This window comes from Stenotrophomonas sp. YJH_SMC_17 (assembly GCF_059371655.1).
On record NZ_JCAFUU010000001.1, the window covers coordinates 99,055 to 113,991 of the forward strand.

Genomic DNA, 14,937 nt, shown 5'->3' on the forward strand with positions numbered 1-14,937 from the left:
CGGCAGGCAAGCGTTCAGCCCGTCTGCAGCCTCAGAAGAACTCATCGAGCAATCGATAGAACGCCAAGCGCCGCTCGTCAGGAATCGAGCCATAGCGCTGGAACAGCGGCACTACCCAGCGGGTATCTCCGAAATTGTGGACCAGGCTGCGCGCGGCCAGGGCCAGGTCCTGACAGCGGTCGGCCACGCCCAACCGGCCACAATCGATGAAGCCGGTGAACCGCCCATCGGCCACTATCAGGTTGGGCAGGCAGGCGTCACCATGACTGACCACCAGATTTTCATGAGCGGGCTGGGTAGCGCGCAGCTCGGCGAAAACCTGCTGCGGGCTCTGGCCCAGCCGCTCTTCATCAAAGTCATCGGCATCGACCAGCCCCGCCTCGACGCGTGCCTGTGCGGCCTGCAGCCGCGATGCCAACCGCTGGTCGAACGGGCAGTTGGCTACAGGCACGGCATGCAGGCCGCGCAGTGCGTCAGCCAGCAGATCTGCCACCTGCCTCGGCGCCAGCTCCGGTGACGAGGCCAGGTCGCGGCCGGGCAGCGCGCTCATCATCAACCAGCGCCGTCCGCCCTCCTCGATCGTGGCGATCACGGTCGGCGCCGGTAGTCCCTGCGCCTGCAGCCAGCGCAGGCGGTCGATCTCATCGCCCAGTTCACTGAAGGCATCGATCACTTCCGATTTGAGGAACGCATCCGCCTGGCCCGGTCGATGCACGCGGGCGACATCCGCGCGCGACACACCGATCGACTGCCGTTCGATGCAGGCGTCGGTCAGCATTTCCTGCCATGCCTGCGGCAGCTGCATCCCGCAGGGGACCGCTTCGTTTTCGTCCATGTGCATTCAACGCCCCAAGCAGGTGGATAGCACTGCCGATTGTCGCGCACCCTGCCGGTCCGCGTCCCTCCCTGCAAAGGTGCGGCTGGCGTGGCACCGCGCTGAACGGAATGAGTACGCCGACGCGCACGCAATGGACGAATCGCCGCGCGCCGTCCACAGTAGCCGGCCCCGTACAGGCAGCAGCAGCCGCTGCAAGTCCCAACGACAAGGAAGCAACATGAAGTTGATGGTCATCGGCGCCAGCAGGGGCCTGGGTCGGGCATTCATTGAAGGCCTGTGCCAACCCGGCGATACCGTTGTCGGCGTCTCCCGCAGTCGCCCGCGCGACATCCAATGCCCCGCGGGCGTCACCCTGCAGTGGATCGAAGCCGACCTGGCCCAACCAACCCTGGCCGCCGACCATATCGCGGCGCAGGCACCGGTCGATATCGACGTGCTGATCCACAACCTGGGCATCTGGGAAGCGAACGCCTTCAGCGACGATTACGCCTTCCTCGATGAATCCGATAGTGCCCTCGCACAGCTGATCGACGTCAACATCACCGCGACCCTGATGCTGCTGCGCCGCCTGCTGCCGCGCGTCCTGGGCGCACCGCGCCCGCAACTGGTGTTGACCGGTTCGACCTCGGCGTTGCCACGCAGCGGTCGCCCGGAAGTCGCCTTTGGTGCCTCGAAGTTCGCACTCAGCGGCATTGCCGATGCATTGCGCGAGGGCTTCCGTGACCGCCGCCTGGCCGTGACCAGCCTGCAGCTGGGTTACCTCAACACCGACGACGTACTGTCGGTTCCCGTAGCGGAGGCCGCAGCACGCGGCGATGGCGAACTTGTGCCGGTACACGACGTGGTGACCATGGTGCGTGCGCTGCTGCAGCTGTCGCCGTCCGGCTTCGTACGTGAACTGGTACTGCCCGCCATCGCCGACCCGCGCTACTGACCCCATGGGCAGCACAGGGTACCCGCGGTGGCCGCACAGGCGGCCGTGGTTTACCCTGCTCCTCACTTGCCGTCGGTCACAGGCGGGAACCTGCTATGGATGCGCTTTCACGGGTTGCGGCCCAGGTCCTGGACAGCGCCCTGCCCAGCCTGCCGCTGTACCTGCTGCAGGCCACAGCGGTGATCGGCATGATCGGCGTGCTGCTGATCGCCACCCGTCGCGCCGGCCACGCCATTGACGGCCGCCGGCTGTACGTAGGCGTAGCGCTGGGCCTGATCTACCTGTTCAATTCCTGGTTCGTGGCCCGCTATACCGAGGGGGTGGTCAAGCTCCATCTGGGCTTCGACATCCTGCTGGTCAGTGGCCTGCTTGGCGGCTGGCGCGGCGGCCTGACCTGCCTCGGCGCCAGCCTGCTGGCCCGCTATCAGTTCGCCGGCACGCTGTACTTCCTGCCTGCTGGCCTGGAGGCCGCACTGCAGATGATGGCAGGCGTCTGGCTGCGCAGGCGCCTGCACCCGCGCATGCTCAATGAACTCTCGCTGCGCATGATCCTGCAGGCCTGGGGCGTGCGTATCGTCGTCACTGCGTTGGGCCTGGCACTGGGCGTCGCAATCATCGGCGCCAATCAGCTACCCGTGGAGGAGTTGGCAATCCAGCGCCTGCTGGCACTGCCACTATCGCTGCTGATGCTGGGCGCGGTGTTCGCACTGGTCTACAACGATGCGCAGATCGATGCACAGCGTCAGCGCGAACACGCCTGGCTGCGCATCGATCCGATCAGTGGCCTGCCCAACATGCGCGCGCTCGGCGAACGCCTGCAGCACTTCTGGCGCGACAACGACGGCATCGGCAAGGCCTGCCTGATCGTGGCCGAGATGGGCAACCTGCGCGATCTGCGCCTGCGCTACGGTCCTCTGCAGGACAACGGCCTGTGGCAGCGCGACACCACCGACGAGGTGCACCGGTTGCTGCCCGCGCTGCCGACCGGACAGCTGGAGATCCATCAGTTCGGCGACGCCGCGCTGGCGATCCTGGTACGCGATCTGAGCTTGTCCGAACTGCGCATGCAGCCGCAGATCACCGCGCTGGCCAGCAACCTGGCCGATCGGGTCGGCCGTGACTGGCCCGGTTTCCGCCCGGTGTTCCGCTGCGCGGTGGTGGAACTCAAGCCCCCCACCGCTGCAGACGACGGCCACTTGCCGTTCCGCGCGATCACCCTGGCGCTCAGCGCGGTCGAATCGGGCGTGGTGTTCTTCGATGACCCGATCCAGCGCGACAGCGAGATCGACGCGCTGATCGAGCACTCACTCGAACGCTGGTTGCGGCAGGGGGATGCGCCGCTGTGCTACCAGCCCAAGCATCGCCTGCAGGATCGCAGGCTGGTCGGCGCCGAGGCCCTGCTGCGCATGCGCGACGGCGAGGGCCGGCTGATCGCGCCGATGCGGGTGATCTCGCTGTTGCGCCGTCATGGGCGGCTGGCCGAGCTGGAATGGGCAACGCTGCAGTCGGCCATCCATTTCATGCAGGAGTGCCGGCCTGATGCCACAGCATTGACCATTGCCGTCAACGTTTCCGCCGAGTCCCTGCGCCAGCCTGGCTTTGGCCAGCGCCTGCAGGAACTGCTGCAGCTGCACGATGTGCCTGGCGCGATGCTGCGCCTGGAGATTGTCGAATGGACCGAGATCGTCGAGCGCGACGTGGTCGATGCCAACATCGCACAGTTGCTGGCGGCCGAGGTCAGCCTGTCGCTGGATGATTTCGGTGCCGGCTATTCAACCCTGATCCTGCTTTCGCAGCTGGCCATTGCCGAGGTCAAGATCGAGCAGGCGCTGATCGCCACGCTGTCCGACGCCAAGTCGCAGTCGATCGTGCGCTTCATCGTCGAAGTCGCGCACCGCTGCGGTGCGGTTGTCGTGGCCGAGGGCACCGAGACCCTGGCGCAGGAACAACAACTGCGTGCACTGGGCGTGGATGTCGGCCAGGGCTATCTGTACTCGGCAGCGCTGCCGGCCGACGAGTTCCGTCGTTTCGCCGCCAACTAGACTGCGTAGAAGCCCAGGAACATCGCAACCGCCGACTCGGCCACGCGTGCACGTTCCTGCACAGTCAACGGCGCCTGCCCCATCGTTACCTGCGGCCAGAACGCGAAGCTCTTCACCAGGCCGTGCAGCTGGTGGCCGGCAAATTCCGGGTCGACCTCGCGCAGCCGGCCATCGGCGATGGCCGCGCGGATCCAGGCACTCTCGCCGCTTTCCTTCTCGCCCATGCGGCAGACGATGGCCTGCGCGCGTTCCGGCGAATGGATGATCTCGGCCATCGCCACCCGCGCCAGATCAATGAAATTGGCATCGCTGAGCAGTTCAAGCTTCTGCCCTACCAGCTGCAGCAACTGCGCCTGCAGGGTCTGGTCAGGCCGGTACGGCAACGTATCGCTGGCCACGCTGCGCTCCCACAGCTCCTCCAGGATCATCGAGAACAACGCTTCCTTGCTCGGGAAGTGGTTGTAGACGGTGCGCTTGGAGACCCCGGCAACCTCAGCGATGCGGTCCATGCTGGTCGCCTCGTAGCCCGAGGCGCGGAACTCCTCCACCGCCGCGCGCACGATGGCTTCGCGTTTGCGGTCGGTCAGGCGTTGCGGGACACGGGACATGGCGGAAACCGGATAGCTGAACGGATGCGCCCATTTTACACTTGCCAGTGTACTTTTCAAAAAACGGAAACTACACTGTGCAGTGTACCCAGCGGACGTCACCCATGAAGCGCCTGCTCCTTGTCCTCCTGCTCGGAATCCTCGCCGTGACCGCCTACACCTTCTGCAAATCCTGGTCCCTCCCCGACTTCCCCGACTCGCCGCAGTACCGCGACGGCAGGTTCCGCAACGCCCTGCCGAAGCCGGCCATGGGCCTGCGCGACGGCCTGGAGATCTGGTGGAGCTTCCTGTTCAACAAGCCCAAGGGCACCGTACCCAATCGCCCGATTCCCGTGCAGCCTCTGGACCGCGCCACGCTGGATGCCGCGCCTGACCGCAGCCTGTTCCGCATCGGCCACTCCACGATCCTGCTGAAGCTGCGCGGCCAGTACTGGCTGACCGACCCGGTGTTTTCCGAGCGCGCCTCGCCGGTGCAGTGGATGGGCCCGGCCCGCTTCCATGCGCCGCCGATCAGCATCGACGAGCTGCCACCGATTGCCGGCGTGATCCTCTCGCACAACCACTACGACCACCTCGACCACGCCGCAGTGATGCAGTTGGCCGGCAAGACCGCGCGCTTCATTGCTCCGCTCGGCGTGGGCGACCAGTTGATCGCCTGGGGCGTGGATGCCAGCAAGGTCGAGCAGCTGGACTGGTGGCAATCGACCGAGGCCAGCGGCCTGCACCTGACCGCCACCCCGGGCCAGCATTTTTCCGGTCGCGGGCTGGGTGACAGCGACCGCAGCCTGTGGGCGTCATGGGTGATCCAGGATGGCGACTTCCGCATCTACTTCAGCGGCGACACCGGCTACTTCGATGGTTTCAAGGCCATCGGCGAGAAGTACGGTCCTTTCGACATGACCATGATCGAAACCGGCGCCTACGACCCGCGCTGGGCGTTCGTGCACATGCAGCCGGAGCAGACCCTGCAGGCGCACCTGGACCTGCGTGGCAAGTGGCTGCTGCCGATCCACAACGGCACCTTCGACCTGGCGCTGCACGCGTGGCAGCAGCCGTTCGAACGCATCACCGCCTTGGCCGCGGCGAAGAACGTGCCGGTGGCCACGCCGATGATGGGTGAAGCGCTGGACATGCAGGCGCCGGAGGCGGGTACGCGCTGGTGGGAGCAGGTGGAGTTGTAACGGGGTACCCCTTGACCTGCCGCGAACCCTGTAGAGCCGAGCCATGCTCGGCTGCGTCTACCCGAACGGCAGCCGAGCGCAGGCTCGGCTCTACACAAAAATGCCCGCGGCGCTGCAGCGCGTCATGTAACCGATTACATCCCTTGCTAGCGTAGCGCTCGCCCGATCCCGGTCGAACCTGCGAGGCTGTCCGTAATGACGTTGCGCGCCGAACGCTCCAAGGTCTCCCGTTCAGCCATTCCGTGGCGATCTGCCGCCACCCTGCTGCTCGCCGCTCTGGCGTCCTCGGCACAGGCACAGACCCTTCCCCCGCGCAGCCAATGGCAGGCCAGCAGTTCCTCTCAGCAGGTGCCGGCGATGGCGATCAGCCACCTGATCGACGGCGACCCGAAGACCGTCACCGGCGGTGCCTTCAGTCCTGGCCACTGGTTCCAGATCGATCTGGGGGCCCCCGCGATGATGGCCGGCGTCCGCCTCACCTGGGATGTCTCCAACCCGGAAGGCTATTCGCTGCAGACCTCGCTCGACGGCCAGCAGTGGCAGACCGCGTACACCATGGCCGATTCGCTGGGCGACGTGGAAACGCTGTATTTCGCGCCGCGCCAGGCGCGCTACCTGCGGCTGGCCAGCCCGCAGCGCACCTCCGACTGGGGCGTGTCGATCTTCGAGATGGAGCCGCTGGACAGCACACTCAGCGCACGCGTCGCCGGTATTGATGCAACGCAGGCAGCCGCACTCTGGCAAGGCGGCCGTGCGGTCGCCCTGCCGACCGGGAAAGGCGGCAGCCACATGCTCGAAGTCACCCTGCCACGTGCGCTGTCCACCGCCGGCCTGTTGGTGGAATGGGCCGATGGCGCACGCGGTGCGGCCCGCCTGCAGGCGCAGGGCGCCCAAGGCCGCTGGCAGGAACTGGCCCACGATGCGCAGGCGGCCGATCACAGGCAGAGCTGGCTCGCGGCCAATACCGCACAGTCCGTGCGTGCATTCCGCCTGAGCGTGGATGGTTCTGCACCCACGGTGGCACGCCTGCGCCTGCTTGGCCCGAAAGCCGTGATGACACCGATGAAGCAGTACCAGATTGCCGCCAGCGGCGCGCAGCGCGCGTTGTTCCCGGCCTCGCTGCAGATGCAGCAGACCTACTGGACTGCGGTCGGCGTGCATGGCGGACGACAGAAGTCGATCTTCGACGAGTACGGCAATCTGGAAGCCTTCAAGGGCGCGCCGTTGGTGCAGCCGATCTGGCGCAGCGCCAATGGGAGCACTGCAGGTGCCGCCGGGCAGAACGTGCAGCATGCATTGCGTGATGGCTGGAAGCCGATGCCATCCGCTACGTGGTCACCGCAGCCTGGGCTGGAACTGCGCAGCGAAGTGTTCGCCATCGAACGTGATGGCCAGCCGGTGACCTTCCTGCGCCATCGCCTGCACAACACCGGCAGCACCAGGATCGAAGGCACGCTCAGCCTCGTCGTGCGCCCGATGCAGATGAATCCGCCATGGCAGAACGGTGGCCTGTCGCCGATCCGCGACGTTGCTGTAGACCGTCAGGCCGTGCGCATCAATGGCCGCACGTTGTTGTATTCGCTCACGCCGGTAGCGGCGTCTGGTGCGGCGCCCTTCGGAAAGGACGGTGCTACGGAAATCACCTCAGCTCTCGCCGCGGGGAAGCTGCCTTCCACCCAGCAGACACGCGATGAGCAGGGTCTGGCCGCCGCCGCTCTGGACTACCGTATCTCGCTGGATCCGGGTGCCAGCGATGCCGTCGTGGTCGCCTTCCCGCTGGGTAATGCCGCCGCAGACGCCAACGGTGCGCTGCCGGAAGCACCCGCGCTTGATCTGGCCACGCTCCCCCGCGATGCCAGCGCCGCGTTCGATGCGCTGGCCACACAGGCCTCTGCGGACTGGCAGGCACGGCTGGGCCAGGTCGGGCTGCGCCTGCCCGATCCCTCACTGGTGGACATGCTGCGCGCGCAGGCCGCGTACATGCTGATCAACCAGACCGGCCCGGCCATGCAGCCCGGCCCGCGCAACTACAACCGTTCCTTCATCCGCGACGGCATGGCCACCTCGGCGGTGCTGCTGCGCATGGGCGAAGCCAAGGTCGCGCGTGACTATCTGGCCTGGTACAGCGAACACGGGGTACATGCCAACGGCCTGGTCTCGCCGATCCTCAACGACGATGGCAGCGTCAACACCGGTTTCGGCTCGGACATCGAGTACGACAGCCAGGGCCAGTACGTCGCGCTGGTGGCCGATGTCGCGCGCCTTGATGGCGGACCGGAATCGGTGCGTACCTATCTGCCGAAAGTGAAGGCGGCGCTGCGTTTCCTGCAGGAACTGCGCGAGCGCACGCTGGTGCCCGGCTACAAGGCCGACCAGCCAGCGCCGGAGCGCTTCGCAGGCATTCTTGCGCCGTCGATCAGCCATGAGGGCTACCCCTCGCCCACCCACAGCTACTGGGATGACTACTGGGGACTGAAGGGCTGGCACGATGGCGCATGGCTGGCCGAATCGCTGGGCGACCACGAGACCGCAGTGTGGGCACGCGAACAGTACAAACTGCTTTACGACGCGCTGCACGCCTCGATCCGGGCAACGATGGCGTGGAAGGGCATCGACTTCATTCCCTCCTCGGCCGACCTTGGCGATGGCGATCCCACTGGCGTGTCGATCGCGCTGGACCCCACCGGCGCGCAGAGCGTACTGCCCGCAGAAGCCTTGCGTACCACCTTCGACCGCTATCTGGACGATGTGCGGAAGCGCGGCCAGCCCGGTGCGCTGTACGCCTACACGCCGTACGAGATCCGCAACGTGCTGAGTTACGTGCACCTTGGCCAGCCACAGGTAGCCGATGAACTGCTGCAGGGCCTGCTGCATGATCGGCGCCCACTTCAATGGCAGGTGCTGGCCGAAGTGGTGCATTCACGGCTGCGCTTCCCGCGCTATCTGGGTGACATGCCGCATACGTGGATCGGTGCGGAATACGGCCGTACGCTGTTCGGCATGCTGATGCGCGAAGACGATGATTCGCTGTCGCTGCTGCCAGGCACGCCGCCGTCGTGGGTGGCGGGAGATGGCTTGGCGGTGGAACGCCTGCCGACTGCGTATGGCACGTTGCAGATGCAGGCGCGGCAACGCGACGGCGTGCTGACGGTGGCGCTTGGCGAGGGGCTGCGCAGCGGGACCGTGGTGAAGGTCTGGTGGCCGGCGCGGACGATGCCGAAAACGGTGCGTGTGGATGGACGTGCGGTTACCGCGTTCGATGCCGAGAGTGTGCGCCTGGCAAAGCCCTTCAAGACGCTGGAGGCGCGTTGGTAGAGCAGCCGAGCATGGCTCGGCTCTACAGAAGGCAGATTCCGCGAGTAGATCCACGCCATGCGTGGATGCTTCTGCCGCGAACCGCGCGAACCGCAGCCGAGCATGGCTCGGCTCTACAAAGACGGAGGTAGCGCCGGCCACGCCCGGCCTCATTGCAGCGTCGGCAATCCCGGCGGATTGGTCTGCGACTGCGGCACCGCTTCCTCGGCCACGTTCCAGCGTTTCAGCGCCTGCGCATAGGTACCACTGCCAATCTGCGTGTTCAGCGCCTGCGTCACCGCGTCGGCCAGGCCACTGCCCTTCCGTGTGGTCACCGAGATCGCCGCGGCGTTCGGCCAGCCGCCAGGGAACAGGCCCACGCGCCGCACCTTGCCATCGCGTGCTGAGTACGCGCCGGTGGCATTGGGCTCGAACGAGACATCGGCGCGGCCGGTGATCACCGCCAAACGGCCGACCACCGCGTCGTCGAAGTACTGGTACTCCACCGGCTTCAGGCCAGCGGCGATGTTCTGCTGGTCCCACTGGCGCAGGATCTGATCCTGATTGGTACTGGCGCCCACCACCACCTTCAGGCCCGCCACATCCGCCGGCCTCTCGATCTTCTGGATCGGTCCATCCGTGCGCGTGTAGATGCCCAGCAGGTCGTAACGATAGCTGGAGAAATCGAACTTCTTCTTGCGCTCTTCAGTGACCGTCACGTTTGACAGCACCGCATCGTACTTGCCCGATTCCAGCCCCAGCGGCCAGTCGGCCCAGGCCACCGGCACGATCACCAGCTTCAGGCCCAGCGCATCGGCGATCAGGCGCGCGATGTCGGGCTCGATGCCGACCACGTCCTTGCTGTCGGCGCCGTAGTCGGCCAATGGCAACTGTCCCGGATGGGTCGCCACCGTGAACGCCCCCGGCGTGACGAAGCGGTAGCCCGCGGGAATCAAGGCCTGCGCCTTGGGATCGAGCGTTCCCTTCAGCACTGGGCTGTTCGCTCCCGCCAGGCTGGTCGCGACCACCGCCGCAGCCTCCGGGGCCTGGCGCACGCGCGAGTAGACGATGCCGGCGATGCCGATGACCAGCACGCCCACGATCAACAGGGTGCTGCGCGAGGGGCGACGCGGTGCTGCAGGGCTCATGGTGTTCCTTTCAGGGCTATAGGGTCTTGGCCAGGAAATCGGCCGTGCGCTGCTGGCGCGGGCGCTCGAACAGGACCTCCGGCGTACCCTGCTCGATCACCCGCCCCTGGTCCATCATCACCACGTGGTCGGCCACGCGGCGGGCGAAGCCCAGCTCATGGGTGACGATCACCAGCGTGGTGCCGGAACGGGCCAGTTCCTCGATCACGCTCAGCACCTCGGCCACCAGTTCCGGGTCCAGCGCCGAGGTCGGCTCATCGAACAGCAGTACCTTCGGCTGCAGCGCCAGCGCGCGCGCGATCGCGATGCGCTGTTGCTGGCCACCGGACAACTGGCGCGGGAACGCATCCGCCCTGTCGGCCAGGCCGACCCGCTCCAGCAGCGTGCGTGCCTGCTCCTCGGCCTGCGCACGTGGTACGCCACGCACGGCGATCGGCGCCTCGATGATGTTCTCCAGTGCGGTCAGGTGCGGAAACAGATTGAAGCCCTGGAACACCATGCCCACCTCGGCACGACGGCGACGGATTTCTCGCTCCGGCAGTTCGTACAGGGTGTCACCGTCGCGGCGGTAGCCGATCAGCTGCCCGCCGACGGTCACGTAGCCGCTGTCGGCACGTTCCAGGTGGTTGATCAGCCGCAGCAGCGTGGACTTCCCTGCACCGGATGGACCGATCAGCACGGTCACGCTGCCGGCGCGCAGGTCCAGGTTCACGTCTTCCAGTACCGCCTGCTCGCCGAACGCCTTGCCCACGCCCTGCAGTGATACCGCAGCACCCTCGCCCGCTTCGACCTGGGTGGCGATGCGCGGGCGGTTGGCCATCCGCGGCGGAGCATCGCTGGATGTGCGCACCGGCGATGCCACCCGCGACACCGAGCGCTCACGCTGCAGCTGGCCGCGCGCGAAGCGCTGCTCCACGCGCCGCTGCAACAGCGACAGCACGGTCAGGATCACCAGGTACCAGACCGTGGCCACCATCAGCAGCGGCACCACCTCCAGATTGCGGCGGTAGATCACCTGCACGGTGTAGAACAGCTCCGGCAGCGCCAGCACGTAGACCACCGACGTGCTCTTGGCCAGGCCGATCACATCGTTGAACGCGGCCGGCAGGATCGAGCGCATCGCCTGCGGCAGGATGATGCGTCGCACCTGGCGGCCACGCGGCAGGCCCAGCGCGGCGGCCGCCTCATACTGTCCGTGGTCGACCGAGAGAATGCCGCCACGAATCACCTCGGCCGAGAACGCCGCCTGGTTCAGAGTCAGACCCAATACAGCTGCCGTGAACACGCCGATCAGCTGCGTGGTCGGGTACGAGAACAGGCTGATGCCGGTGAACGGAACGCCCATCTCGATGGTGCTGTACAGGTAGCCCAGGTTGTTCAGCAGCAGCAACAGCACCAGCAGCGGAATCGAACGGAACAACCACACATAGCCCCACGACACCGCCGACAGCAGCGGCGAACCGGACACCCGGGCCAGCGCCAGCAAGGTACCCAATGCGAAACCGAGGCCGGTACCAAGCGCGGTCAGCAGCAACGTGCGGCCCAGGCCCTCGAGCACCGGGCGTGCGAAGAACCATTCGGCAAAGGTGCCCCAGCCCCAACGCGGATTGCCCAATACCGATTGAAGGCCGATCAGGATCAGCGCGAGCGCCAGGACCGTTCCGACCACCTGCAACGGATGGCGCGCCGGCACGATCTTCAGCGCCGGCGTCGGTGAAGGACGCGCAGTGATTCCCTCAAGCGCGGACGAAGGCGTACTCATGCGTGGGCTCCGTGCAGCACGACCTGCGACGGCGAAAGTACCGCCGCCGGTTGTCCAAGATGCTTCTCGAAGGGCAGATGCGCGATGGTCTCCGGATCCGCGTCCAGATCGAACAGCGCGGTGTAGCCATGGCTGAGGTACAGGCCGACCGCCTCGGGCTGGCGGAAGCCGGTGGTCAGGAACACCCGCCGATAGCCCTGGCGTGCCGCCTGGTCTTCCAGCTCCTGCAACACGCGCCGCGCGATGCCCTGCCGGCGCAGGCCCGGCAGCGTCCAGATGCGCTTGAATTCGGCGGTATCCGGATCGCGGTGCGGCATGAAGGCGCCACCCGAGACGGCACGGCCATCACGCAGCAGCAGCACGAACGCCCCTACCGGCGCGGCGAAGGCCTGCGCCGGGTAGCGCTGCAGCTCCTCGCGGGCGCTACCGCCGATGCGGCGGCGCACGTCCGCGTAGCGGCTGTCGTACTCCTGCTCCAGGCCATCGAACAAAGGCCGCGCCAGCGGGTCATCCACCGAGGTATAGAGGAAGCGTTCGTTGCTGCTCATGCTGCGTCCTTCACCAGATAGTCCTCGGCCAGCCGCGCCCACAGGCTGGCAGCGGGTGCGATGGCGGCATCGTTGAACACATAGCGCGGGCTGTGCAGCGGTGCACTGTCGCCGTTGCCGACGAACACGAAGCTGCCGGGCCGCGCCTGCAGCAGGAAGGCGAAATCCTCGCTGGCGGTGCGCGGCGCAAATTCGGGAACGACCTGTTCGGCACCGAAGCCCTGCACCGCCACCTCGCGGATGTAGGCGGTCTGCTGCGGGTGGTTGATCACGCTGGGGAAGCCACGTGGGAACTCGATCTCGGCGCGCGCCCCGAACGCCGCAGCGGTCTGCTCGGCAAGCTCGGTGACCCGGCGCCGCAGGGTGTCGCGCACTTCCGGCAGGTAGGCGCGCACGGTCAGCTTCAGCTCGACCACGTCCGGAATCACATTGGCCGCCTGCCCGCCATGGATCGAGCCCACGGTAACCACGCCCATCTGCCGCGGGTCGACATTGCGCGACACCACGCTCTGCAGCGCAGTGATGATGTGCGCGGCGACCAGGATTGGATCGACGCTGCCCTGTGGCTCGGCGCCGTGGCCGCCCTTGCCGATCACCTTCAAACGCGCCCAGTCCACCGAGGCCATTGCTGGGCCATCGACGAAGCCGAAATGGCCCACCGGCACGCCCGGCCAGTTGTGCAGGCCATAGATCGCATCCACCGGGAAGCGCTCGAACAGGCCGTCGGCCATCATCTTCGACGCCCCCGAGCCGGTTTCTTCGGCCGGCTGGAACACCAGCTGCAAGGTGCCATCGATATCGCCGTGATGGGCCAGATAGTGCGCCGCGGACAGCAGGATGGCGGTATGGCCATCGTGGCCGCAGGCATGCATCAGGCCCTCGGTCTGGCTGGCATAGGCCAGGCCGGAGTCCTCATGGATCGGCAGTGCGTCGATGTCGGCACGAAGGCCGAGGCGACGGCTGCCCCGCCCGCGCTGCAGCGTGCCGACCACGCCGGTGCCGCCGAGCCCGGTGGTCACCTCATAACCCCAGTGCTGCAGCAGCTCGGCCACGCGGGCACTGGTGCGATGCTCCTCGAAGGCCAGCTCCGGGTGCCGGTGCAGGTCATGGCGGATCGCGATGGCGGCCTCGGCGCGTGCTGCAATTTCCGGCAGCACGCCGATGGACGCGGGATCCCGCCGGGCATGGCCCGGCGCGACCGAGTTCTCTCCGCTCATCGCCTTATCCCGCCTTTCGCGCCGGTTCGGCGTCGGTCGCATGGCGGCTGGCCTTGTACGGCAGGCCGAGGTGCTCGCGCAGGGTCTGCCCTTCCAGTTCACGCTGGTGGTAGCCACGCGCCTGCAGGATCGGCAACACTTGGGTCACGAAATCGTCCAGGCCCTCGCGCTGCGCGGCGAAGCCGAGGATGAAGCCATCGCTGGCACCGGCATCGAACCAGCGGATCAGCTCATCGGCCACATGCTCCGGTGTGCCGATGAAGTTCGGCCGCGGGCTCACCGCTTCCAGTGCCACCCGGCGCAGGCTCAGGCCCTTCTCACGCGCGTCCTGCTTGATGCGGTCGGTGGTGGAACGGAACGAATTGCTGCCGATGTCACCCAGCTCCGGGAACGGCGCGTCCGGGTCGTACTGGCTGAAATCGTGGTGATCGAAGAAGCGCCCGAGGTAGGCCAGCGCATCTTCCAGCGTGGCCAGCGCGGCAATCGCCTGGTATTTGGCTTCGGCCTCCTCGACGGTGCGGCCGACGATGGGGCCGATGCCCGGGAAGATCTTCACGTCGTTGCCGCTGCGGCCATGCGCGATCGCCGAATTCTTCACCTTCTGGGTGAACGCGCGGGTCTCCTCCAGCGACGGCGAATGGGTGAACACCGCATCGGCGTACTTTCCGGCCAGCGCGATGCCATCGTCGGAAGAACCGGCCTGGAAGATCACCGGCTGTCCCTGCGGCGAGCGCTGGATGTTGAGTGGCCCTTCCACCTGGAAGAAGCGGCCCTTGTGATCAAGGCGGCGGAACTTCTCCGGTGGGAAAAAGGTGCCACTGTTACGCTCGCGCACGAAGGCATCGTCATCCCACGAATCCCACAGCCCCTGCACGACATCCAGATACTCATCGGCGATCTGGTAGCGCAGCGCGTGCTCCGGGTGCGGCCGGCCGTAGTTGCGGCCCGAACCTTCCAGTGGCGAGGTCACCACGTTCCAGCCGGCGCGGCCGCCGCTGAGTAGATCCAGCGAAGCGAACTGCCGTGCCACGGTGAACGGATCGCTGTAGGACGTCGACAGCGTGCCCGCCAGGCCGATCTTCTTCGTTGCCGTGGCCAGCGCCGACAGCAGCGAGATCGGCTCGAAGCGGTTGAGGAAGTGCGGGATCGACTTCTCGTTGATGTACAGGCCATCGGCCACGAAGCCGAAGGCGATGCCGTTGTCCTCGGCGGTGCGCGCGATGTCGATGTAGAACTGCAGGTTGACGCTGGCGTCAGCCGGATTGGACGGATGTTTCCAGGCATGCATGTGGCTGCCGGGACCCTGCAGCATGATGCCGAACGGAATGTGGCGCGGGGTGGTGCTCATTGGGAATCGCTCCTGCT

General features: G+C 66.7%; 11 protein-coding genes. 4 read left to right on the forward strand and 7 right to left on the reverse strand.

The features are described 5' to 3' along the window. Nucleotides 1-31: 31 nt before the first annotated feature. Nucleotides 32-835 (reverse strand): APH(3')-II family aminoglycoside O-phosphotransferase, encoded by an 804-nt coding sequence (locus AC5P8Z_RS00420; protein ID WP_495227730.1) that lies wholly within the window; start codon nucleotides 833-835, stop codon nucleotides 32-34. Between the two features lie 220 nt (nucleotides 836-1,055). Between AC5P8Z_RS00420 and AC5P8Z_RS00425 the strand changes: the two genes are divergently transcribed. Together AC5P8Z_RS00425 and AC5P8Z_RS00430 are read left to right on the forward strand one after the other, a co-directional pair. Then, a complete protein-coding gene (locus AC5P8Z_RS00425) occupies nucleotides 1,056-1,772 on the forward strand; it encodes an SDR family NAD(P)-dependent oxidoreductase (RefSeq protein WP_495227732.1) in 717 nt (238 codons plus the stop codon). 95 nt (nucleotides 1,773-1,867) lie between these two features. After that, nucleotides 1,868-3,814: an EAL domain-containing protein gene (locus tag AC5P8Z_RS00430; RefSeq protein WP_495227733.1), complete on the forward strand. Its 1,947-nt coding sequence runs from the start codon at nucleotides 1,868-1,870 to the stop codon at nucleotides 3,812-3,814. On the opposite strand, the gene AC5P8Z_RS00435 is transcribed toward AC5P8Z_RS00430, so the two are convergent. Continuing rightward, nucleotides 3,811-4,422, reverse strand: a complete 612-nt coding sequence (locus AC5P8Z_RS00435; RefSeq protein WP_286071758.1) for a TetR/AcrR family transcriptional regulator — start codon at nucleotides 4,420-4,422, stop codon at nucleotides 3,811-3,813. The two genes, AC5P8Z_RS00430 and AC5P8Z_RS00435, sit on opposite strands and share 4 nt — an antisense overlap. Nucleotides 4,423-4,526: 104 nt before the next feature. Here AC5P8Z_RS00435 and AC5P8Z_RS00440 point away from each other — a divergent pair, with 104 nt between their 5' ends. Further along, entirely contained in the window at nucleotides 4,527-5,603 is a 1,077-nt protein-coding gene (locus tag AC5P8Z_RS00440) for an MBL fold metallo-hydrolase (protein ID WP_495227735.1), read from the forward strand. A 195-nt stretch (nucleotides 5,604-5,798) separates the two neighbouring features. Next, nucleotides 5,799-8,918, forward strand: coding sequence for a galactose-binding domain-containing protein (locus AC5P8Z_RS00445; RefSeq protein ID WP_495227737.1), 3,120 nt, complete (start codon nucleotides 5,799-5,801; stop codon nucleotides 8,916-8,918). A gap of 149 nt (nucleotides 8,919-9,067) precedes the next feature. On the opposite strand, the gene AC5P8Z_RS00450 is transcribed toward AC5P8Z_RS00445, so the two are convergent. Genes AC5P8Z_RS00450 through AC5P8Z_RS00470 form a run of 5 tightly spaced genes read right to left on the reverse strand, consistent with a single transcriptional unit; the run spans nucleotide 9,068 to nucleotide 14,920 of the window. Beyond that, nucleotides 9,068-10,045 (reverse strand): ABC transporter substrate-binding protein, encoded by a 978-nt coding sequence (locus AC5P8Z_RS00450; RefSeq protein WP_495227739.1) that lies wholly within the window; start codon nucleotides 10,043-10,045, stop codon nucleotides 9,068-9,070. Between the two features lie 16 nt (nucleotides 10,046-10,061). Further along, complete coding sequence (locus AC5P8Z_RS00455) at nucleotides 10,062-11,807, reverse strand: amino acid ABC transporter permease/ATP-binding protein (RefSeq protein ID WP_495227741.1); 1,746 nt, start codon at nucleotides 11,805-11,807, stop codon at nucleotides 10,062-10,064. Further along, complete coding sequence (locus AC5P8Z_RS00460) at nucleotides 11,804-12,355, reverse strand: GNAT family N-acetyltransferase (protein ID WP_495227743.1); 552 nt, start codon at nucleotides 12,353-12,355, stop codon at nucleotides 11,804-11,806. Before AC5P8Z_RS00460 ends, AC5P8Z_RS00455 begins: the two co-directional genes overlap by 4 nt. Further along, nucleotides 12,352-13,572 carry a M20 aminoacylase family protein gene (locus AC5P8Z_RS00465; protein WP_495227744.1) on the reverse strand — a complete coding sequence of 407 codons (1,221 nt, stop codon included), beginning with the start codon at nucleotides 13,570-13,572 and terminating at the stop codon, nucleotides 12,352-12,354. Before AC5P8Z_RS00465 ends, AC5P8Z_RS00460 begins: the two co-directional genes overlap by 4 nt. Nucleotides 13,573-13,576: 4 nt before the next feature. Next, complete coding sequence (locus tag AC5P8Z_RS00470; protein ID WP_495227745.1) at nucleotides 13,577-14,920, reverse strand: LLM class flavin-dependent oxidoreductase; 1,344 nt, start codon at nucleotides 14,918-14,920, stop codon at nucleotides 13,577-13,579. Nucleotides 14,921-14,937 lie beyond the last annotated feature (17 nt).